Source organism: Kitasatospora sp. NPDC088346 (genome assembly GCF_044740765.1).
GTDB lineage: Bacteria > Actinomycetota > Actinomycetes > Streptomycetales > Streptomycetaceae > Kitasatospora.
Genome location: NZ_JBIURH010000006.1, coordinates 235,185 through 254,553 on the forward strand (window position 1 = coordinate 235,185; position 19,369 = coordinate 254,553).

The following is a 19,369-nucleotide window of genomic DNA, read 5'->3' on the forward strand; positions in this document are numbered from 1 at the left end:
GCGACCGGCCGGGCGGCGTCAGCCCCGGCATGCACGACGACCCCCGCCGCCTCCGGAGAGGCGACGGGGGTCCCGGGTGTCTGCTGCTACTTCTTGCCCTTGCCGAGCGAGGGGAGCATGACCAGGCCGGCGATCACGAGGAACAGCACGATCGGCAACGCCACGAACAGGCCCAGCGTCTGGGCGACGCTCAGGCTCTGCCCCGGGTCGTCACCGTCGTCCCGCACCAGCGCCATGGCGGGCGTCGACATCAGCATCATCAGCGTGGCCGCTGCGGAGACCGCACCGGCGCGCAAAGCGTTCCTCTTGTCCACGTTTCCCAAGGTACCGGCCGCTTACCGGCCCCCGCGCGGCGGGGTGCGCCTTCCGGTGCGGGCGGCGGCCAGGGCCGCGAGCCGGGCGGCGGCCGGGGCCGTGGCCAGCTGTTCCAGGGTGACGGGGGTGCCGGTGGCGTCGGCGACCGGCAGGCGCCAGTTCGGGTACTGGTCCCAGGTGCCGGGGAGGTTCTGCGGGCGGGGGTCGCCGACCGTGTCGGGCAACCAGACGCCGACCAGTGCGGCCGGGGTGGCCAGCAGGAAGGCGTGCAGCGCCTCGGGGGTGAGGTCCTCGCCGGCCCCGATCAGGCCGGCCCGGACCAGCTCGGCGTGCCACTCCGTCAGCTCGGCCGCGGCCTCGGCCTGCTCCTCGCCGAGCGGGCGGGCCAGCAGGCCCAGGCGGTGCCGCAGTTCGACGTGCTCGCCGGTCAGCCGGGCCGCGGTGCTGGGCAGGTCGTGGGTGGTGAGGGTGGCCAGGCAGCCGGGGCGCCAGCGCTCGGGCGGCAGGACGGCGCCCTTGTCCTGCCAGTCCCGCTCGAACCAGAGCACCGAGGTGCCGAGGACGCCCCGGGCGGTCAGCTCCTCCCGCACCCCGGGCTCGACCGTGCCGAGGTCCTCGCCGATCACCCGGGCGCCGGCCCGGTGCGCCTCCAGCGCGAGCACCCCGAGCATCGCCTCCGCGTCGTAACGGACGTACGCGCCGCGGGTGGGCGGGTGCCCGGCCGGCACCCACCAGAGCCGGAACAGGCCCATCACGTGGTCGATCCGGATCGCCCCCGCGTGCCGGGCCGAGGCCCGCAGCAGTTCCGCGTACGGGGCGTAGCCGGCCTCGGCCAGGGCGTCGGGGCGCCAGGGCGGCAGGCCCCAGTCCTGGCCGTGCGCGTTGAAGGCGTCCGGCGGGGCGCCGACCGAGATGTTGTCGGCGAGGACGTCCTGGAGGACCCAGGCGTCGGCGCCGTCCGGGTGCACGCCGACCGCCAGGTCGTGGATCAGGCCGACCGCCATCCCGGCCTGCTCGGCGGTGTGCTGGGCCCGTTCGAGCTGCTCGTCCACCAGCCAGGCCAGCCAGCGGTGGAACTCGACGGCCGGCGCCAACTCCTGCCTGGCGAGGGCGACATGGGGGCTGTCGGGGTGCCGCAGGCCCTTCGGCCAGTGGTGCCGGTCGCCGCCGTGCCGCTCGGCCAGGGCGCACCAGGTGGCGTACTGCTCCAGCCAGGCGCCCTCGCGGGCGACGAAGGCCCGGTAGGCCGCGTCCCGGCCGGCGCCCCGGGGGACGCGGTGCAGGATGTCCAGGGCCTGCCGCTTCAGGGCCCAGACGGCGTCGCGGTCGATCAGGCCGTCGTGCCGCAGCACCTCGTCGCGCAGGTGGGCGGCGCGGCGCGGCAGGTCGCCGAGGTCGGCGTAGGCGTACTCGGGGAGCGCCTCGATCCGCAGGTGCACCGGGTCGGCGAAGCGGCGGGAGGAGGGGCGGTACGGGGACGGGTCGGAGGGGGCGCCGGGCAGGCCCGCGTGCAGCGGGTTGAGCTGGACGAAGTCTGCGCCCAGCTCGTTGCCGGCCCACTGCGCCAGCTCGCCGAGGTCGCCCAGGTCGCCCATGCCCCAGGAGCGTTCGGACAGCACCGAGTACAGCTGCGCGAGGAAGCCCCAGCCGCGGCCGGCCGGCTCCGGCACCCGCTGCGGCGCCACGATCAGCGGCGCGGCGGCCTCGCGGCCGCCCACCCGGGCGGTGAGGCGGTGCCGGCCGAGCGGGAGGTCGGCGGGCAGCCAGTGCGAGTGGCCGGTCGGCAGCGTCCACGTGCCGCCGTCCTCCAGCTCGATGCTCAGCCGGGCGTCCGCGGGGACGTCCAGCGCGGTGCGCCGTCCGGCCCGCACCACGACGCACGGCGGCAGCAACCGGGCCGCCTGGCGCTCCCGGTGACGCTCCATCGAATCCCGGACGGCCTGCGGCGTGCCGGCGTCGACGCCGAGCGCCGCGAGCACGGCGACCAGCGTGTCCGGCGCCACCGGCACCGGGCCGCTGCCCGGGTCGTACGTGCTGTCCACCCCGTACGCGTGCGCCAGCGCGACCAGTTCCGGCGGCGGGGCCGGACTGTCCTCGGCGGGCGCCTGCCCGCTCTTGCCGGTTTCGTCACGGTCCAGGTATGCGGCCACGCTGCGGCTCCCAGAGGTCGGTGAGGACGCCCGATGCGAACAGCCACAGTCCTACCCGTACGGGGGCCGCGCGACCCCGACCGACACGAGCGCGCGGGGTCGCGCGGGCGGCCACGCGGGGCCGCCCGGCATGCTCAGCAGACAATCTGGACATTAAACGCATTGAAGTCAACGACGTTGACACCGGACCAGGCACCTGGTGGGCTGTGGTCGCTAGGCGGGTCAAGGGTGGTGCGGCAGTTCGACGATCCGCGGCGGCGGGGTCGGTGAGCTGCGCTTTCGGTGCGAGGAGGCTCCTGTGCAGGCGCGCGTTTCGGAAGCGGCGGGACGCCGGCTCAGGCAGCAGATCAGGGACAGCGCGGCCCTGCGCGACGTGCTCTACCACCCGGCCGCACTGGCCGCCCGCCGGACGGCCGCCCGCACGGCCCGTCAGATGGCCCCGAAGGCCGCCGACCGGTTCATCGCCGACATCAAGGGCACGGCCCCGCTGCTCGCCTCGGTCCGCGCGGAGCGCAGGTCCGGGCGGCGCAGCAGCACGATCCAGCTCGCCGCGACCCTCTCGGCCGCCGCCGTGGTCAGCGGGCTGCTGGTCGGGTCCCCGGGCGCGTTCGCGGCGCCGGTCGGCGACCACCGGGTGGCGAGCACCTCGATGGCCACCCCGCTCGGCTCGCTCGCCGACCCGCAGGTGTTCCCGCGCCCGCAGCAGCTCCAGTCCGCCGGACGGCCCGTCAGCGTGCCGGGCGCGGTCAGCCTGGTCACCGGCGACGGCGCGGACGGCGCGGCACTGGACGCCGTCCGGCAGGTGCTGGGCGGTGCGGGCGCCACCGAGGTCACGCCGACGCCGGAGGCGCCGGCCCCGGCCGCCGGTTCGCTGGTGGTGTACGTCGGCCGCGCGAGCGGGCAGGCCGACCGGATGCTGCACGACCTGGCCGCCGCGGGCGGCGGCGCGGTGCCGGAGACGGCCGGGCTGCCGGCCGGCGGCTACGTCCTGACGATCGGGCAGCTGCCCGCCGCCGGGGGTGGCAGCTACGGCGCCGTGGTGCTGGTGGGCGCGGACGGCGCCGGCACCTTCTACGGCGCGCAGAGCCTGCGGCAGCTGCTGGCCCCGCTCTCCCCCGGCCAGGGCCAGGGCGAGGGCGCCAAGGGCTTCCCGGGCCTGACGATCCGCGACTGGCCGAGCGGCGCCGCCGTGCGTGGCACCGCCGAGAGCTTCTACGGCACCCCGTGGACCGCCGAGGAGCGGCTGGAGCAGATCGACTTCCTCGGCCGCACCAAGCAGAACTTCTTCCTCTACGCGCCCGGCGGCGACCCGTACCGGCTGTCCCGCTGGCGCGAGGCCTACCCGGCCCGCCAGTCGGACGAACTGCGCGAGCTGGCGGCCCGGGCCCGGGACAACCACGTGACGCTCGGCTACGCGATCGACCCCGGGCAGTCGTTCTGCTACAGCTCCGGCAGGGACCTCGACGCACTGCTGGCCAAGCTCGACTCGCTGCACCAACTGGGCTTCCGGGCCTTCCAGTTGCAGTTCCTGGACGCCAGCTACGACGAGTGGCACTGCTCCGCCGACCGGAAGGCCTTCGGCACCGGCCCGGCGGCCGCCGCCAAGGCGCAGGCCGCGCTGACCGGCAAGGTCCGCGAGCACCTGGCCAAGCGCCCGGATCCGGTCCAGCTGTCGGTGATGCCGACCGAGTACCAGAAGCAGGGCGCCACGCCGTACCGGACGGCCCTGGCGGCGGCCCTGCCGAAGGACGTCCAGGTGGCCTGGAGCGGCGGGTCGGCGATCCCGGCCAAGGTGACCGGCGGCCAGTTCGACGAGACGGCGGCGCTGTACGGCCGGCCGCTGATGACCATGGACAACTACCCGGTCAACGACTCCACCCCCGAGCGGCTGTACCTCGGCGGCTACGCCGGGCGCGACCCCGACGTGGCGAAGCGCTCGGCGGTGCTGCTGACCGCGGCGATGAGCCAGCCGGTCGCCTCCCGGATCCCGCTGGCGACCGCCGCCGACTTCGGCTGGAAGCCGGACGGCTATCAGCCGACGGATTCCTGGACCGCCGCCCTGCACTCGCTGGCGGCCGACCCCGCCGAGCTGGCCGCGCTGACCGCGCTGGCCGGCAACAGCTCCTCCTCGCCGCTCGCCCGCCAGGAGTCCGGCTACCTGGTGCCGCTGCTGGAGCGGTTCTGGGCGGCCCTGGAACCGACCGGCGGCAACGCCCCGGACCTGGCGCGGCTGGCCGAGGCCGCCGGGCCCGTCCGGGAGGCCTTCGCGACCATGGCGAACGCCCCGCAGGCCCTGTCCGCCGACCCGATCGGGCCCGAGGCCGCGCCCTGGCTGACCAAGCTCGCCGCGTACGGCCAGGCCGGCCAGGCCGCCCTGGACATGCTGCTGGCCCAGCGCGGCGGGGACGGCAACGCCGCCTGGGACGCCCGGATCCGGCTGCGCAGCCTGCGCGAGCGGCTGGACGGCAGCCCGGTGACGGTCGGCGCCGGCGTGCTGGACGGTTTCCTGGAGCGTGCCGTGCAGTCCGCCGACACCTGGTCCGGCATCACGGCCGGCGGGATCACCGCCAGCAGTACCTTCGGCAGCGCCCACGACCACGTGCCGGCCCTGATGGCAGACGGCTCCGCGGACACCTTCTACTGGAGCGCCGGCCCGCCGACCACCGGCGACACCGTCGGGCTGGACCTGGGCACCGCCCGTCCGGTCGGCCGGGTCACCGTGCTGATGGGCTCCTGGGGCAACGGCCCGGACGCGGCCGGCGCCGCCGGGGACTACCTGCACGACGCGGTGCTGGAGTACTCCACCGGGACGGGCGGCTGGCACCAGCTGGCCAAGGTGCACAACCAGATGACCATCTCGGTGGACGCCCCGGCCGGCACGGTGGTCAAGGCCGTCCGGCTGCGTGCCACCGCGGGCCAGAAGACGGCGGTCGCGATCCGCGAGTTCAGCGTGGCGGCGCCCGGCGACAGCCCGGCCAGCGTGAGCGCCCCGCCGGCCGCGCCCGGTTCCTCGGCGGCCGCGGTGCTGGACGGCGACCCGGACACCGCCTGGCGGGCGGCCGGCGCGCCCGGCACCAACACCGCGCCGCTGACCGTCGAGCTGGGCGCGCCGCGCCCGCTGGACCGGGTGACCGTGCTGACCGACCCGTCGGTCCGGGCCACGGCCACCGCCGAGGTGCGCCGGCCCGACGGCAGCTGGGCGGCGATCGGCCCGGTGAAGCCCGGCTACAACGAGCTCCCCGCGGGCGGCGGCCCCGCCGAGGCGATCCGGCTGGTCTGGGCGCCGGGCGGGGAGGCCCCCGTGGTCAACCAGATCATCCCCTGGTACGCCGACGTGCCGGCGGCCCGGCTCACCCTCTCCCCCGGCACGCTCGACGTGGTGGCCGGTCAGAGCACTCCGGTGCAGACCAAGGCGGTGCTGGAGGCCGGCCGCCCGGAGGGTGCCGCCGGCCTGCTCAAGGCCGAGGTTCCGGCCGAGGCCAAGGGCCTGACGGTCACCCCCGCGGGAGCCGTCACCGTGCCGCGCGGCGCGAAGGTCGGCTCCCCGGTGCAGGTCGCCGCGGCGGCCGGGACGCCGTCGGGCACGTACCAGGTGCCGATCACCTTCACCGTCGGCACGCTGACGGTGAAGCAGGTGCTCCAGGTGCACGTGGTCCCGCCGACCGGCGGCCCGGACCTGGCCAGGAACGGCACCGCCTCCTCCTCCGGCGACGCCTCCGCCTCCCAGCCGGCCTCGGCCGTCACCGACGGTGACCCCAAGACCCGCTGGTCGGCGAAGGCCGCGGACGACGCCTGGGTGCAGATCCGGCTCCCGGAGAAGGTCCGGCTGGGCTCGGCGGTGCTGCACTGGCAGGAGGCCTACGCCTCCTCGTACCGCCTGCAGACCTCCGCGGACGGGATCAGCTGGACCACCGTCGCCACCGTCGACGACAGCACCGGCGGCAACGAGACGCTGCGCTTCGACGCCCCGGACACCCAGTACCTGCGGGTGCAGGGGGTCAGCAGGGCGACCACCTACGGGTACTCGCTGTGGGGCGTGGAGGCCTACGCCGTGACCCCGTGACGGCCGTCCAGCAGCCCGGCCAGACCGCGCAGTGAGGTGAGCGCGCCCGGCGTGCGGCCGGTGCGGTCCAGCAGCAGCGCGGGCAGGCCGGCGGCCCGGGCGCCGGCCAGGTCCTCGACCGGGTGGTCGCCGACGTGCAGCACCCGCTCCGGCGGGACGCCCAGGCGCTCGGCGGTGAGCCGGTAGATGCCGGGGTCGGGCTTGTGGATCCCGCACTCGGCGGCCCGGGTGACCACGGTGAACAGGTGCTCCAGGCCGAGCCAGCCCAGCTCGGTGTTGCCGTTGCTGGTGAGCGCCAGCGGGACCCGCGCGGACAGCTCGCGCAGCACGTCCAGGGTCTCCGGGTAGAGCTCGGTGCGCTCGGCCCGGACGGCGGTGAAGGCCCGGTGGACCTCGGCGGCCAGCCCGGGTGCGCCCCCGCGGCGGCGCACCGACTCCGCGAAGGCCGCCCGCCGGACCACCCCGGGACCGGCGCCGGGCAGGCCGAGCGCGACCTCGTCGCGGACCTCGTGCAGCCACCGCACCGTGACCGCCGGCGGGCCGAGCGCCTCGCTGAGCAGGCGGGCGCTGTGCTCGACGGCCGCGTCGAAGCCGGAGTCGAAGTCCCAGAGGGTGTCGTCGCCGTCGAAGGAGATCGCCGCAACGGGCGTCCCGGGTGCGGGCGGCGGCGGGGCGGCGGGCAGCGTGGTCATCGGGATCCGTCCGTTCTGGCGGCGGGGCGGCGGGCGGGCGCGAGGGCCGGCAGACGGCGGGCCGCCCGCGCTCCCACTGGGGGTGCGCAGGCGGCCCATGAGGCATACCGGGGGATGTGTCGGGCAGGCCCTTGTCTGTCAGGCGGAGAGCGGCTCGGGCTGCTCTCCGCGGCGGATGGGGCGCGACCGGCCGTGCGGGGCCGGCAGGACGCCGCCACCGTCGGTATGGTCGTGGTGCTCGAAGCCGCTCAGCTGCTGGTGCAGCTGGTCGAGACCGCCGTACGGCTCCAGGTAGGGGCGCCAGCGCGGGTCCTTGATCCCCGTGCCGATCACCCGCCAGGCAAGGCCGCTCGGGGCGGCCGGGGGGTGCTTCATGCGCCAGCCGAGCTCGGTCAGGTGGCGGTCGGCCTTGGTGTGGTTGCAGCGGCGGCAGGCCGCGACCACGTTGTCCCACCGGTGCTGGCCGCCCCGGCTGCGCGGGATGACGTGGTCGACGCTGGTGGCGGCGGCCCCGCAGTAGACGCAGCGCCCGTGGTCCCGGGCGAACAGTGCGCGGCGGGTGAGCGGAACGGGCCCGCGGTAGGGGACCCGGACGAAGCGGGTCAGTCGGACGACGGACGGCGCCGGAACGGCGCTGGTGGCGCTGTGCAGAGTGATTCCGGAGTCCTCCAGGCAGACCGCCTTGTGACTGAGGACCAGGATGAGTGCGCGGCGCATCGATACGACGCCGAGTGGCTCGTACGACGCGTTGAGGACCAGGACATGCGGCACGGAGGCCTCCTTGGACGCCTGCGGCGCGTGGCTCGCGCCGGGACGAGCGGGTGATCACGCATTTGAGCGCGATCTCCACCAGTGTCGCCTTACGTGTTCGTGCGGCGCCACCATTTCCTTCCTAACGGATCGTTCAGTAACGGACAGTGCACATCCGGCGCCACCCCGATGTGCATTCCGTCATATCCCGGTATGCCCACCGGGCGGTCCCGCTGCACTCCGCGCCCCTGGTGGGGGGCCCTTTCGAGGGCGTCCGGACGGCTGACGGCGCGTCCGGCCGGGTGGCCCGCGGCCGATAGGCTGGGCGCGACGGTCCGTCCCGACCGGGCGGCCCCGTCGTAGCCCTGCCCGGAAGGAAGCCCCGCACGTGGTTCGATCCGCCCCCGTCAGCCCGATCGCCGACCTCACCCCGGCGCCCGCGACGCCCTCGCTCACGTTCACGCTGCCGACCAGCGCCGACGAGGTGAGCAGTTCCACCAAGCAGGCCGCGAGCTGGTTGGACGCGAACTGGCAGGGCTGGGTGGAGGGTGCGCTGCGGATCCTGTTCATCGTGGTGCTCGCCCTGGTGCTGCGGGCGATGGTCCGCAAGCTGATCGACAAGCTGATCGCGCGGATGGGCCGCCCGTCGGAGGCGGAGGCCGAGCTGAGCCGGCTCGGCGGGCTGCTGGCCAACAGCGGCATGGTCAACACCGAGCGCCGCCAGCAGCGCTCGGAGGCGATCGGCTCGGTGCTGCGCAGCGTCGCCTCGTTCACCATCCTGGGCACGGCCGCGCTGATGGTGCTGTCCGCCCTCGGGGTGAACCTGGCGCCGCTGCTGGCCAGCGCCGGTGTCGCGGGTGTCGCGATCGGTTTCGGCGCACGGAACCTGGTGACGGACTTCCTCTCCGGGGTCTTCATGATCATGGAGGACCAGTACGGCGTCGGCGACGAGATCGACACCGGGGTGGCCACCGGCACGGTGCTGGAGGTCGGCCTGCGGGTGACCAAGCTCCGCGGCACCGGCGGCGAGATCTGGTACATCCGCAACGGCGAGGTCAAGCGGATCGCCAACATGAGCCAGGGCTGGGCGACCGCCGCGGTGGACGTGCAGGTCGGCTACAAGGAGGACCTGGAGCGGGTCGAGGCCCTGATCACCGAGGCCGCCGAGCAACTGGCCAAGGAGACCCCGTTCGACGAACTGATCTGGGGCCGGGTCAAGGTACTGGGCGTCGAGTCCGTGGCCGCGGACTCCGTGGTGCTGCGGGTCGAGGCGCGCTGCTCCCCCGGCAACGCCACGCTGGTGGCGCGGACGCTGCGGCTGCGACTGAAGGCCGCGTTCGACCTGGCGGGCGTGAAGCTCAAGGAGGAGGCGCCGGCCGGTGCGGGTGCCGCCGCCGCCGCGCCGCCCGTGGTGGTCGAGATCCTGCCGCCCTCGGTGCTGGCCGATCCGGGTTCGGCCCGGTCGCTGGCCGCCAAGCCGATCCCGCCGCAGAGCGCGGACGGCGCCGGGCCGGCCGCCGGCTGACCCCTCCCGTCCCGTTCCGGAGCCCCGTTCCCCCTGCCAGGGGGGCGGGGCTCCCGGCGTTCGGGGCCGCGTTCGCCGATCGGGCCCGGCGGGGCCATTGACACCCGCCCGGGGTGGGACCTACGGTCCTCCTCAGGAATTGGAAACTTTCCTAACAGTTCATCGAACAGCGACCCCGGGCGGCGCCGCGCCCGGCCGGCGGAGGAGGATCGGGCCTGTGACCGACACCACCCGTTCCCGTGCGCCGCTGGCCGGCACCCCCAGCCTGCTGCGTGCCATCAACGACCGCGCCGCCCTCGAACTGCTGCTGGCCAACGGCCCGCTCTCGCGCACCCAGATCGGGACGCTGACCGGGCTGTCCAAGCCCACCGCCTCCCAGCTGCTGGCCCGGCTGGAGACGGCCGGCCTGGTCGTCCCGGTCGGCACCACCGCCGGCGGGCCCGGGCCGAACGCGCAGCTCTACCAGGTCAACCCGGCCGCCGGGTACGTGGCCGGCCTGGACGTCACCACCACCCACGTCCGGGTCGCCGTCGCCGACATCACCGGCGACACCCTCGCCGAACACCAGGTGACCACCAAGGGGTGGCCCGCCGCCGAGACCGTCCGGCGGGTGGCGGAGGCCGTCGCCGAGACCGTCCGGCAGGCGGGTCTTCCCGAGGGCAGCCTGCACCAGGCCGTCCTCGGCATCGGCGGCGCGCTCGACCCGGTCACCGGCCGCCTGCGGTACGCCACCCACCTGCCCGGCTGGCACTCGCCGCGGCTGGTCGCCGAGCTGACCGAGGCGGTCGGCGCGCCGGTCACCGTCGAGAACGACGTCAACCTGGCCGCCATCGCCGAGCAGGCCGTCGGCGCCGCCCGGGGCAGCGAGGACTTCGTCCTGCTCTGGGCCGAGGAGGGCGTCGGCGCCGCGATCGTGATCGCCGGGCGGCTGCACCGCGGCTTCACCGGCGGCGCCGGCGAGGTCGGCTACATGCCGGTGCCCGGCGCGCCGGTGGTGCACGACGTCCGACGCAAGAACTCCGGCGGCTTCCAGGAGCTGGCCGGCGCCCCCGCCGTGCTCGCCCTGGCCCGCGCGCACGGGCTGAACGCGCCCGACGCCGAACAGGCCGTCGCACTCGCGCTGGAGACCCCCGGCGCGGGCGAGGAGTTCCTCGCCGTCCTTGCCGAGCGGATCGCCGTCGGACTGGCCGCCGTCGTCGCGGTGGTCGACCCGGAACTGCTGGTGCTGGCCGGCGGGGTGCCGACCGCCGGCGGCGAACGGCTGCGCGAGCTCGTCCAGGACTCGCTGGCCCGGATCGCCATGCCCCGGCCGGAGGTGCGCTCCAGCACCGTCCCCGGCTCCCCCGTCCTGCACGGCGCACTGCAGCGCGCCCTCGCCACCGCCCGGGACGCCGTCTTCACGACCCACTGAAGCCGGGCGCCCGCCCCGACCACCCCGCCGCGACAGCTCTCCCGCACCCCGCTCTCCCGCACACCACCGAAGGCACCCCCACGCACGGGCCGACGGGCACTGCCGCCTGCCCCCGTACCTCCAGGAGAACCCCGTGGACATCACCCGCCGACCGCACCGCGCGCTCGCCGCCCTGACCGGCGCCGCCTGTCTGTCCCTGCTCGCCACCGCCTGCACCGGCAGCAACACCACCGGCGGCCAGGACGGTTCGGCCGCCGGCCAGGACGTGACCATCACCTTCTGGCACGGCTGGAGCCAGGACAACGAGGTCAAGGCGATCGCCGACAACGTGGCCGCCTTCGAGAAGCTGCACCCGAACATCCACGTCAAGGTGGTCGGCAACATCGCCGACGACAAGAGCGAGCAGGCGCTGCGGGCCGGCGGCGACGCCGCGCCGGACGTGGTCTCCTCCTTCACCACCGACAACGTCGGCAAGTTCTGCTCCGCGGGCGTCTGGACCGACCTCAGGCCGCTGCTGCAGAAGGACGGCATCGACCCGGCGAAGACCTTCCCGGCCGCGATGCTGCAGTACAGCCGCTTCCAGGACAACCAGTGCTCGCTGCCGCTGCTCGGCGACGCCTACGGCCTGTACTACAACAAGACCGCCTTCGCCGCGGCCGGGATCACCGCGCCGCCGAAGACCTTCGGCGAGTTCGAAGCGGACGCCGTCAAGCTGACCCGGACCGAGGGCGACGGCTACCAGCAGCTCGGCTTCATGCCGAACTACCACGGCTACGAGTCCACCCCCACCCACTTCCTGGGCCAGTACGGCCCCTCCTACTTCGGCGCCGACGGCAGGTCCGACATCGCCACCGACCCCAAGGTCGCCGCGATGTACACCTGGCAGAAGGGCCTGGTCGACAAGCTCGGCGGCTTCGAGAAGCTGGAGAAGTACCGCACCGGCTTCGGCGACGAGTTCAGCGCCAAGAACCCGTTCACCGCCGGCCAGGTGGCGATGGCCATCGACGGCGAGTGGCGCACCGCCTCGCTGGCCGAGGACAAGCCGGACTTCGAGTGGGCCACCGCACCGTTCCCGGTACCCGACGACCAGACCGCCACCTACGGCCGCGGCTACCAGACCGGCACCATCATCGGCATCGCCAGGGGCAGCCGGAAGCAGACCGCCGCCTGGGAGCTGGTCAAGTACCTGACCACCGACACCGGCGCCGTGGTGGGCTTCGCCAACGCGATCCACAACGTGCCCAGCACCCTCGCGGCGCTGGACTCGCCCGGGCTGCAGGCCGACGCGAACTTCCGCACCTTCATCGACATCGCCAAGAACCCGAACTCCAGCACCACCCCCGCCAGCATCAACGGCGGCGCGTACCAGGTCTCCCTGCAGAACCTCGGCTACGAGTACGAGTCCGGCCGGCAGACCGACCTCAGGGCCGGGCTGGCCGCCACGGCCAAGGAGATCGACGCGGCCGTCCAGCAGGCGAAGTGACGCGCCGTGGCCCTCGCTAGCACCCCCGCCCCGCCGGCGCTGAAGGCCAAGCGCCGCCGGGAGGCCGCCCGCACCGCGGCCTTCCTCTCCCCCTGGCTGATCGGCTTCGGCGTCTTCTTCGCCTACCCGCTGGTCTCCACCGTCTACTTCTCCTTCATGAAGTACGACGGCTTCACCGCCCCGACCTTCACCGGACTGAAGAACTGGGACTACGTCCTCAACCACTACCCGTCGTTCTGGACGGGACTGGGCAACACCCTGTGGCTGGTGCTGGTGATGGTCACCCTGCGGGTGGTCTTCGGTCTCGGCATCGGGCTGCTGATCACCAGGGTGAAGACCGGCGCCGGCTTCTTCCGGACCGCCTTCTACCTGCCCTACCTGGCCCCGCCGGTGGCCGCCACGATGGCCTTCGCCTTCCTGCTCAACCCCGGTACCGGCCCGGTCGACCACCTGCTCGGCGAGCTCGGGCTGCCGCAGCCGGGCTGGTTCACCGACCCGGCCTGGTCCAAGCCCGCCCTCACTCTGCTCGCCATGTGGGGCATCGGCGACCTGATGGTCATCTTCATGGCCGCCCTGCTCGACGTCCCGAGGGAGCAGTACGAGGCCGCCGAGCTCGACGGCGCCGGCCCCTGGCAGAAGTTCCGGTTCGTCACCCTGCCGAACATCTCGCCGATCGTGATGTTCGCCGTGGTCACCGGCGTGATCCAGACCATGCAGTACTACACCCAGGCGATCGTCGCCGGAAAGGTCGCCAGCGGCGTGATCGGCGGCTCCGGCCAGCAGTTCGAGCCCGGCTACCCGCACGGCTCCACCTGGACGCTGCCGCAGATGGTCTACAACCTCGGCTTCCAGCGCTTCGACACCGGCTCGGCGTGCGTGGTCGCGGTGATCCTGTTCGCGATCTCGATGGCCTTCACGTCCCTGCTGCTGCGCCGCAAGTCCGGCTTCGTCGACGAGGACTGAACCATGACCATCACCTCCACCGTCCGCCTGCCCGCCCCGGCGCGCTCCACCGCCGCCCGGACGGCCCGCCGCCGCGCCGCCCTGCACTGGGTCGCCGTGCACTCGCTGGCCGTCGCCGCCGCGCTGTTCTTCCTGCTGCCGTTCGTCTTCGTCCTGCTCACCTCGGTGATGAGCGACCGGCAGGCACTCACCTCCGACCTGTGGCCCACCGAGTGGCACTGGGGCAACTACGGCAAGGTCTGGCAGACCCCCGGCTTCCTCACCTGGTGGCGCAACACCCTGCTGTACGCCGCCGGCGGCACCCTGCTGACCGTCGTCTCCAGCCTCCCGGTCGCCTACGCGCTCGCCAAGTTCCGCTTCCGCGGCCGCAACCTGACCCTGATGGCCGTCATCTCGATGATGATGCTGCCGCCCCAGGTCACCGTCATCCCGATGTACCTGTTCTGGGCCAAGCAGCTGCACCTCACCGGCTCGCTGTGGCCGCTGGTCGTCCCGATGGCCTTCGGGGACGCGTTCTCCGTCTTCCTGCTGCGGCAGTTCCTGCTGACCATCCCCAAGGAGTACCTGGAGGCGGCCCGGATCGACGGCTGCGGCGACCTGCGGACCCTGGTCAAGGTGGTCCTGCCGATGGCGAGGCCCGCGATCGCCGCCGTCGCCCTGTTCCAGTTCTTCTACTGCTGGAACGACTACTTCGGGCCGCAGATCTACGCCAGCGAGAACCCGGGAGCCTGGACGCTCAGCTACGGCCTGGAGTCGTTCAAGGGGGCCCACCACACCAACTGGAACCTCACCATGGCCGCCACGCTGCTCGTGACGGCCCCGGTGCTCGTGCTGTTCTTCTTCGCGCAGAAGGCCTTCATCGAAGGCGTGACACTGACAGGGGTCAAGGGCTGATGTCCGCACTGAAGTTGGCAATCGTCGGCGGCGGTTCCACCTACACGCCGGAGCTGATCGACGGGTTCGCCCGGCTCCGGGACACCCTCCCGATCGGCGAGCTCGTGCTGGTCGACCCGGCCGCCGACCGGCTGGAACTGATCGCCGGCCTGGCCCGCCGGATCTTCGCCCGGCAGGGCCACGGCGCCACCGTCAGCACCGCCACCGACGTCGCCGCCGGGGTCCGCGACGCCGACGCCGTCCTGCTCCAGCTGCGGGTCGGCGGACAGGCCGCCCGCAACGAGGACGAGACCTGGCCGCTGGAGTGCGGCTGCGTCGGCCAGGAGACCACCGGCGCCGGCGGCCTCGCCAAGGCGCTGCGCACCGTCCCGGTGGTGCTGGACATCGCCGAACGGGTCCGCCTCGCCAACCCGGACGCCTGGATCGTCGACTTCACCAATCCGGTCGGCATCGTCACCCGCGCCCTGCAGAGCGCCGGGCACCGCGCCGTCGGGCTGTGCAACGTCGCCATCGGCTTCCAGCGGAAGTTCGCCGCCCACCTCGGCGTCGACCCGGAGCTGGTGCGCCTGGACCACGTCGGCCTCAACCACCTCACCTGGGAGCGCGGCGTCACCCTGCTCGACGCCCCCGGCGCGGCGGGCGGCCGCGAGGTGCTCCCCGAACTGCTGGAGGGCTTCGGCGACGAGATCGCCGCCGACCTGCACCTGCCGGCGCCGGTGATCCGCCGGCTCGGCGTGGTGCCCTCCTACTACCTGCGCTACTTCTACCAGCACGACCTGGTGGTCGAGGAGCTCAGGGTCAAGGGCTCGCGGGCGGCCGAGGTCGCGGCGATCGAACGGCAACTGCTGGAGATGTACGCCGACCCGGCCCTGGACACCAAGCCCGAGCTGCTCGGCAAGCGCGGCGGCGCGTTCTACTCCGAGGCCGCCGTCCAGCTGATCTCCGCCCTGCTCGGCACCGGTGGCGCCGGGAGCGTGCAGGTGGTGAACACCCGCAACGACGGCATCCTGCCGTTCCTGCCCGACGACGCCGTGATCGAGGTGCCCGCCGAGGTCGGCGCCGACGGCATCCGCCCGCTGCCCCAGCGGCCGGTCGAACCGCTGTACGCGGGCCTGATCGCCAACGTCACCGCCTACGAGCACCTCGCGCTGGAGGCCGCGCTCAAGGGCGGCCGGGACCGGGTCTTCGACGCACTGCTGGCCCACCCCCTGGTCGGCCAGCTCGACCTCGCCGAGAAACTGACCGACCGGCTGCTCGCCCACAACCGTGCTCACCTGAGCTGGGCGTGACGGCCGATGACCACCGTGCACCACCGTGGGGGGAAGCGATGAACCACCGCCAGGAGGAGCAGTTCCCCGGCGTCCTCGCCATCGACGCCGGGAACAGCAAGACCGACGTCGCACTGGTCTCGGCCGAGGGCGCCGTCCTCGGCACGGCCCGCGGCGGCGGCTTCCAGCCGCAGCTGGACGGCGCCGAGCAGGCCGTCGCCGCCCTCGCCCCGCTGGTCGAGGAGGCCGCCCGGCAGGCCGGTCTGAGACCGGGCGGGGTCCTCGCCCGCCACGTCAGCGCCTGCCTGGCCAACGCCGACCTGCCGATCGAGGAGCAGCGGCTCGGCGCCGCGCTGGCGGCCCGGGCCTGGGGACGCACCAGCCACGTCGCCAACGACACCTTCGGCCTGCTGCGGGCCGGTACCGACGGCCCGCGCGGCGTCGCGGTGGTCTGCGGCGCCGGGATCAACTGCGTCGGCCTGCTGCCGGACGGCCGGACGGCCCGCTTCCCCGCCCTCGGCCACCTCACCGGCGACTGGGGCGGCGGCGGCGGGCTGGCCGCCGAGGCGATGTGGCACGCCACCCGCGCCGAGGACGGCCGGGGCGGACCGACCGCGCTGGCCGCCGCCATCGCCGCGCACTTCGGGCTGTCCGGCGCCACCGCGGTCGCCGAGGCCGTCCACCTCGGCCGGGTGGACCGGGTGCGGCTGCACGAGATCGTGCGGGTGCTGTTCGCCACCGCGGAGGGCGGCGACCCGACCGCACTCCAACTGGTCGACCGCCAGGCCGACGAGATCGCCCGGCTCGCCGTGGTCGCCCTCACCCGGCTCGGACTGCTCGGCGAGGCCACGCCGGTGGTGCTCGGCGGCGGCGTGCTGGCCGCCCGGCACCCGCTGCTGATCGACAACCTGACGGCCCGGCTGGCCGGGGCCGCCCCGCTCGCCGAGCCCCGGATCGTGGTCGCCCCACCGGTGCTCGGCGCCGCCCTGCTCGGGCTGGACCGGATCGGCGCCGGGCCCGCCGTCCAGCAGCGCCTGCGGTCCGCGTACCCGACGACCGCGCCGGTCGCGGCCTGAAGCATCCGCCGCCCGGCCACCTCGGCGCCCCGGCCTCGGGCCCGGCCGACCCGGGGCCCACCCGACCGCCCGTCGCCGGACCGCCGGGGCCCGCACACCCCGGCGGCCCGGCGACGGGTGCCGCCACCGTACGGACGGCGGGACGGCGGTGACGGTCAGTCCGCGGCCGCGCCGGCCCGGCCGCGGAACGACCGGCGGTACTCGCGCGGCGCGACGCCGACCCGGCGGGTGAAGACCGGGCGCAGCGAGACGGCGGAGCCGAAGCCGCACCGGACGGCGATCTCGTCGACCGGCAGGTCGGTCTCCTCCAGCAGCCGCTGGGCGGCCAGTACGCGCTGCTCCAGCAGCCAGCGCAGCGGCGGCACGCCGGTGGACGCGGCGAACCTCCGGGCGAAGGTGCGCTCGGCCATCGTCGCGAGCCGGGCCATCCGGGCGACCGTCCAGGGGGTGTCCAGGGCGGCGAGCACCGCCGTGCGGACGGCGGCGAGCGGGTCCCCGGCGTCGGTCACCGGGACGGGGGACGGGATGAACTGGGCCTGACCGCCGGCCCGGAAGGGGGCGGTGACCATCGCGCGGGCGATCGAGGCGGCGGCCTGCTGGCCGTGCGCGGAGCGGACCAGGTGCAGGCACAGGTCGATGCCGGCGGCGACCCCGGCCGACGTCCAGACCTGCCCGTCGCCGGTGAAGAGCACCTCGGGGTCGACGGTCACCGCCGGGTGGCGGCTGGCGAGTTCCGCGGTGAGCCACCAGTGGGTGGTGGCCCGGCGGCCGTCCAGTACGCCGGCGTCGGCGAGGACGAAGGCGCCGGCGCACAGCGAGGCGATCGGGATGCCGCGGGCGTGGGCGGTGCGCAGCACGTCGAGCAGCCGGGGGTCGTTGGGGGCGAACGGGTCCGTCACGCCGGGGACGACCACCAGGTCGCAGTCGAGCAGCGCCGCGAAGTCGTCGTCGGGGCGGCGTTCCAGCCCGCCGCCGATCCGGACGGGCCGGTCGTCCGGGCCGCAGACCCGCAGGTCGAAGGCGGGCAGGCCGTCCCGGGACAGGCGGTTGGACCACACCTCGCCGATCACGGCGTAGTCGAAGGCCCGTACTCCGTCGAAGATCGGGCAGCCCACGATGCGCATGGCAGGATTATATCGATGGTGGGCATCTCCGCCTATCACGGCGGGGCCGGCGGCGCCCGCAGGATGGAGCCATGACGAACACCAGCGCATTCAACGCCCCGCTCGAACTCGCCGCCGACGCCGTCCTGGTGGTGATCGACGTCCAGCAGGGCTTCGAGGACCACGCGTTCTGGGGCGAGCGCGACAACCCCGAGGCCGAGCAGCGGATCGGCGCCGTCCTGGACGCCTGGCAGGCGACCGGCCGGCCGGTCGTGATGGTGCAGCACCAGGGCGACGGCAGCCCGCTGACCCCCGGCACCCCCGGGTACGAGCTGAAGCCCGTGGTGGCCGGCGCCAAGGCCGACCTGACCATCACCAAGACCGTCAACAGCGCCTTCTACGGCACTCCCGACCTGCACGCCTGGCTCCAGGAGCGCGGCGCCACCCAGCTGGTCACCATCGGGATCATGACCAACGTCTGCAACGAGACGACCGCGCGGATGGGCGGCAACCTGGGCTACGACGTGATCTTCCCGATCGACGCGATGCACACCTTCGCGATGGCCGGCCCCGACGGGGTGACCATCCCCGCGGCCGACCTCGCCCGGGCCACCGCGGCCTCGCTGCACACGATGCGGTTCGCCAAGGTGGTCAGCACCGAGGAGCTGCTGGCTGCGGCGCTCGCCCAGGGGTGAGGAAACCACCGGTTGCGTCCGGATGAACATTCGGTGATCCGGCGAGATGCCCGGTTTTGGCCATTGAGTCCGCCGCATGATCGCCGGTAGCGTCCGCAGCACGGCGGCACCGACTCGCTCGGTGCCCGAACAGCCCGGGGCCTCAGGCCCGTTGGCGACGCGCCGGGCATCCCACTAGAACGTGAGCTGAGCGTGCACCCAGTCGGCGAGGATCTTCGCGCAGTCGTCCACCGACTCGCGCCAGGTGCGGTCGGCGCCCGCACCCGCCTCGTCGCTGACGTGCTTGATCAGCCGGATCGGCAGCTCGGCCCGGCGGGCCACGGTGGCCAGCGCGTACCCCTCCATGTCGACCAGGTCCGCGCTCTGCGCGAGCCGGTCCCTCGCCTCGGGGTCGGAGACGAACAGGTCGCCGGTGGCCAGCACCGGGCCCGGCTCCGCGCCGAGCTCGATCGGCCCGCCGTAGGTGCGGCCGGTCAGCTGGTGCAGCACCCGGGTGTCGAGGTCGTGCTGGAGCACCCGGGAGACCTGGTGGGTGCCGGCCCAGCCGGACCTCAGCGCGCCGGCCGTACCGAGGTTGACGATCTCGGACGGGCGGTCGCCGCGGGCCAGCACGGTCGCCAGCGCCGCCGTCGCGTTGACCTTGCCCATGCCGGTCAGCAGCACGGGGAGGCCGTCGCCGAGGTACGCCGCCTCCTCGTGCGCGGCGACGACGAGCAGCGGACGGTCGGGGCTCACGGTGCCGATCAGACGCATGCTCCCCATGCTACGGGGGCGCCCGGCGCCGGCGTGCGGCCAGGGCAGCGGGCGCTCGCGGCGAGCCGCGCGCGCCGACAGGGCACGGAATGTCCGGGTACGGGTGGCGGGCGGAGCCGTCGAAAGCTCAAGTCCGGCGCAAGTCAGGTGTACCCGTCGGTGCCCGCAGCAATACTGCAGACATCGGGCCCGGCCGCCGATTCGGGGCGGCCACGGGGGAGGGCGGAG

15 protein-coding genes are annotated in these 19,369 nt (G+C 74.4%); 9 read left to right on the forward strand and 6 right to left on the reverse strand.

The annotated features are described in order from the left end of the window. Positions 1-86: 86 nt before the first annotated feature. Both ACIOFR_RS11900 and malQ read right to left on the reverse strand, forming a co-directional pair. Positions 87-314, reverse strand: a complete 228-nt coding sequence (locus tag ACIOFR_RS11900; protein ID WP_400995215.1) for a hypothetical protein — start codon at positions 312-314, stop codon at positions 87-89. Positions 315-335: 21 nt separating this feature from the next. After that, the gene (malQ, locus tag ACIOFR_RS11905; RefSeq protein WP_400995218.1) at positions 336-2,465 is read right to left on the reverse strand and encodes a 4-alpha-glucanotransferase; all 2,130 of its coding nucleotides are present in this window, start codon (positions 2,463-2,465) and stop codon (positions 336-338) included. A gap of 298 nt (positions 2,466-2,763) precedes the next feature. On the opposite strand from malQ, the gene ACIOFR_RS11910 reads away from it, so the two are divergent. Beyond that, entirely contained in the window at positions 2,764-6,528 is a 3,765-nt protein-coding gene (locus tag ACIOFR_RS11910) for a beta-N-acetylglucosaminidase domain-containing protein (RefSeq protein WP_400995220.1), read from the forward strand. Here ACIOFR_RS11910 and ACIOFR_RS11915 read toward each other — a convergent pair. Both ACIOFR_RS11915 and ACIOFR_RS11920 read right to left on the reverse strand, forming a co-directional pair. Continuing rightward, positions 6,510-7,220: an HAD family hydrolase gene (locus ACIOFR_RS11915; RefSeq protein ID WP_400995224.1), complete on the reverse strand. Its 711-nt coding sequence runs from the start codon at positions 7,218-7,220 to the stop codon at positions 6,510-6,512. The two genes, ACIOFR_RS11910 and ACIOFR_RS11915, sit on opposite strands and share 19 nt — an antisense overlap. Before the next feature lie 138 nt (positions 7,221-7,358). Further along, positions 7,359-7,991 carry an HNH endonuclease gene (locus tag ACIOFR_RS11920; protein WP_371499756.1) on the reverse strand — a complete coding sequence of 211 codons (633 nt, stop codon included), beginning with the start codon at positions 7,989-7,991 and terminating at the stop codon, positions 7,359-7,361. A gap of 394 nt (positions 7,992-8,385) precedes the next feature. Between ACIOFR_RS11920 and ACIOFR_RS11925 the strand changes: the two genes are divergently transcribed. The 7 genes from ACIOFR_RS11925 (at position 8,386) to ACIOFR_RS11955 (ending at position 16,590) form a co-directional block, all read left to right on the forward strand. Further along, positions 8,386-9,495 (forward strand): mechanosensitive ion channel family protein, encoded by a 1,110-nt coding sequence (locus ACIOFR_RS11925; RefSeq protein ID WP_400995354.1) that lies wholly within the window; start codon positions 8,386-8,388, stop codon positions 9,493-9,495. A gap of 217 nt (positions 9,496-9,712) precedes the next feature. Then, positions 9,713-10,906 (forward strand): ROK family transcriptional regulator, encoded by a 1,194-nt coding sequence (locus ACIOFR_RS11930; protein ID WP_400995227.1) that lies wholly within the window; start codon positions 9,713-9,715, stop codon positions 10,904-10,906. A 139-nt stretch (positions 10,907-11,045) separates the two neighbouring features. Then, entirely contained in the window at positions 11,046-12,389 is a 1,344-nt protein-coding gene (locus tag ACIOFR_RS11935) for an ABC transporter substrate-binding protein (RefSeq protein WP_400995356.1), read from the forward strand. A gap of 6 nt (positions 12,390-12,395) precedes the next feature. After that, a complete protein-coding gene (locus ACIOFR_RS11940) occupies positions 12,396-13,352 on the forward strand; it encodes a carbohydrate ABC transporter permease (protein WP_400995230.1) in 957 nt (318 codons plus the stop codon). A 3-nt stretch (positions 13,353-13,355) separates the two neighbouring features. Further along, complete coding sequence (locus tag ACIOFR_RS11945; RefSeq protein WP_400995233.1) at positions 13,356-14,246, forward strand: carbohydrate ABC transporter permease; 891 nt, start codon at positions 13,356-13,358, stop codon at positions 14,244-14,246. Positions 14,247-14,254: 8 nt separating this feature from the next. After that, positions 14,255-15,535 carry a 6-phospho-beta-glucosidase gene (locus tag ACIOFR_RS11950; RefSeq protein WP_400995358.1) on the forward strand — a complete coding sequence of 427 codons (1,281 nt, stop codon included), beginning with the start codon at positions 14,255-14,257 and terminating at the stop codon, positions 15,533-15,535. A gap of 38 nt (positions 15,536-15,573) precedes the next feature. Then, complete coding sequence (locus ACIOFR_RS11955; RefSeq protein WP_400995236.1) at positions 15,574-16,590, forward strand: N-acetylglucosamine kinase; 1,017 nt, start codon at positions 15,574-15,576, stop codon at positions 16,588-16,590. Positions 16,591-16,745: 155 nt separating this feature from the next. Here the strand turns inward: ACIOFR_RS11955 and ACIOFR_RS11960 are convergent, their stop codons facing one another. Further along, entirely contained in the window at positions 16,746-17,714 is a 969-nt protein-coding gene (locus ACIOFR_RS11960) for a GlxA family transcriptional regulator (RefSeq protein ID WP_400995238.1), read from the reverse strand. A 71-nt stretch (positions 17,715-17,785) separates the two neighbouring features. Between ACIOFR_RS11960 and ACIOFR_RS11965 the strand changes: the two genes are divergently transcribed. Continuing rightward, a complete protein-coding gene (locus ACIOFR_RS11965) occupies positions 17,786-18,388 on the forward strand; it encodes a cysteine hydrolase family protein (RefSeq protein WP_400995241.1) in 603 nt (200 codons plus the stop codon). Between the two features lie 174 nt (positions 18,389-18,562). Here ACIOFR_RS11965 and ACIOFR_RS11970 read toward each other — a convergent pair whose 3' ends face one another. Then, the gene (locus ACIOFR_RS11970; protein ID WP_400995247.1) at positions 18,563-19,141 is read right to left on the reverse strand and encodes a nucleosidase; all 579 of its coding nucleotides are present in this window, start codon (positions 19,139-19,141) and stop codon (positions 18,563-18,565) included. Positions 19,142-19,369 lie beyond the last annotated feature (228 nt).

Excerpts from the sequence above, each read along its gene's own strand:
- ACIOFR_RS11960 (WP_400995238.1), bottom strand. The coding sequence starts at position 17,714 with ATGCGCATCGTGGGCTGCCCGATCTTCGACGGAGTACGGGCCTTCGAC.
- ACIOFR_RS11945 (WP_400995233.1), top strand. The coding sequence starts at position 13,356 with ATGACCATCACCTCCACCGTCCGCCTGCCCGCCCCGGCGCGCTCCACC.
- ACIOFR_RS11965 (WP_400995241.1), top strand. The coding sequence starts at position 17,786 with ATGACGAACACCAGCGCATTCAACGCCCCGCTCGAACTCGCCGCCGAC.
- ACIOFR_RS11970 (WP_400995247.1), bottom strand. The coding sequence starts at position 19,141 with ATGCGTCTGATCGGCACCGTGAGCCCCGACCGTCCGCTGCTCGTCGTC.
- ACIOFR_RS11955 (WP_400995236.1), top strand. The coding sequence starts at position 15,574 with ATGAACCACCGCCAGGAGGAGCAGTTCCCCGGCGTCCTCGCCATCGAC.
- ACIOFR_RS11915 (WP_400995224.1), bottom strand. The coding sequence starts at position 7,220 with ATGACCACGCTGCCCGCCGCCCCGCCGCCGCCCGCACCCGGGACGCCC.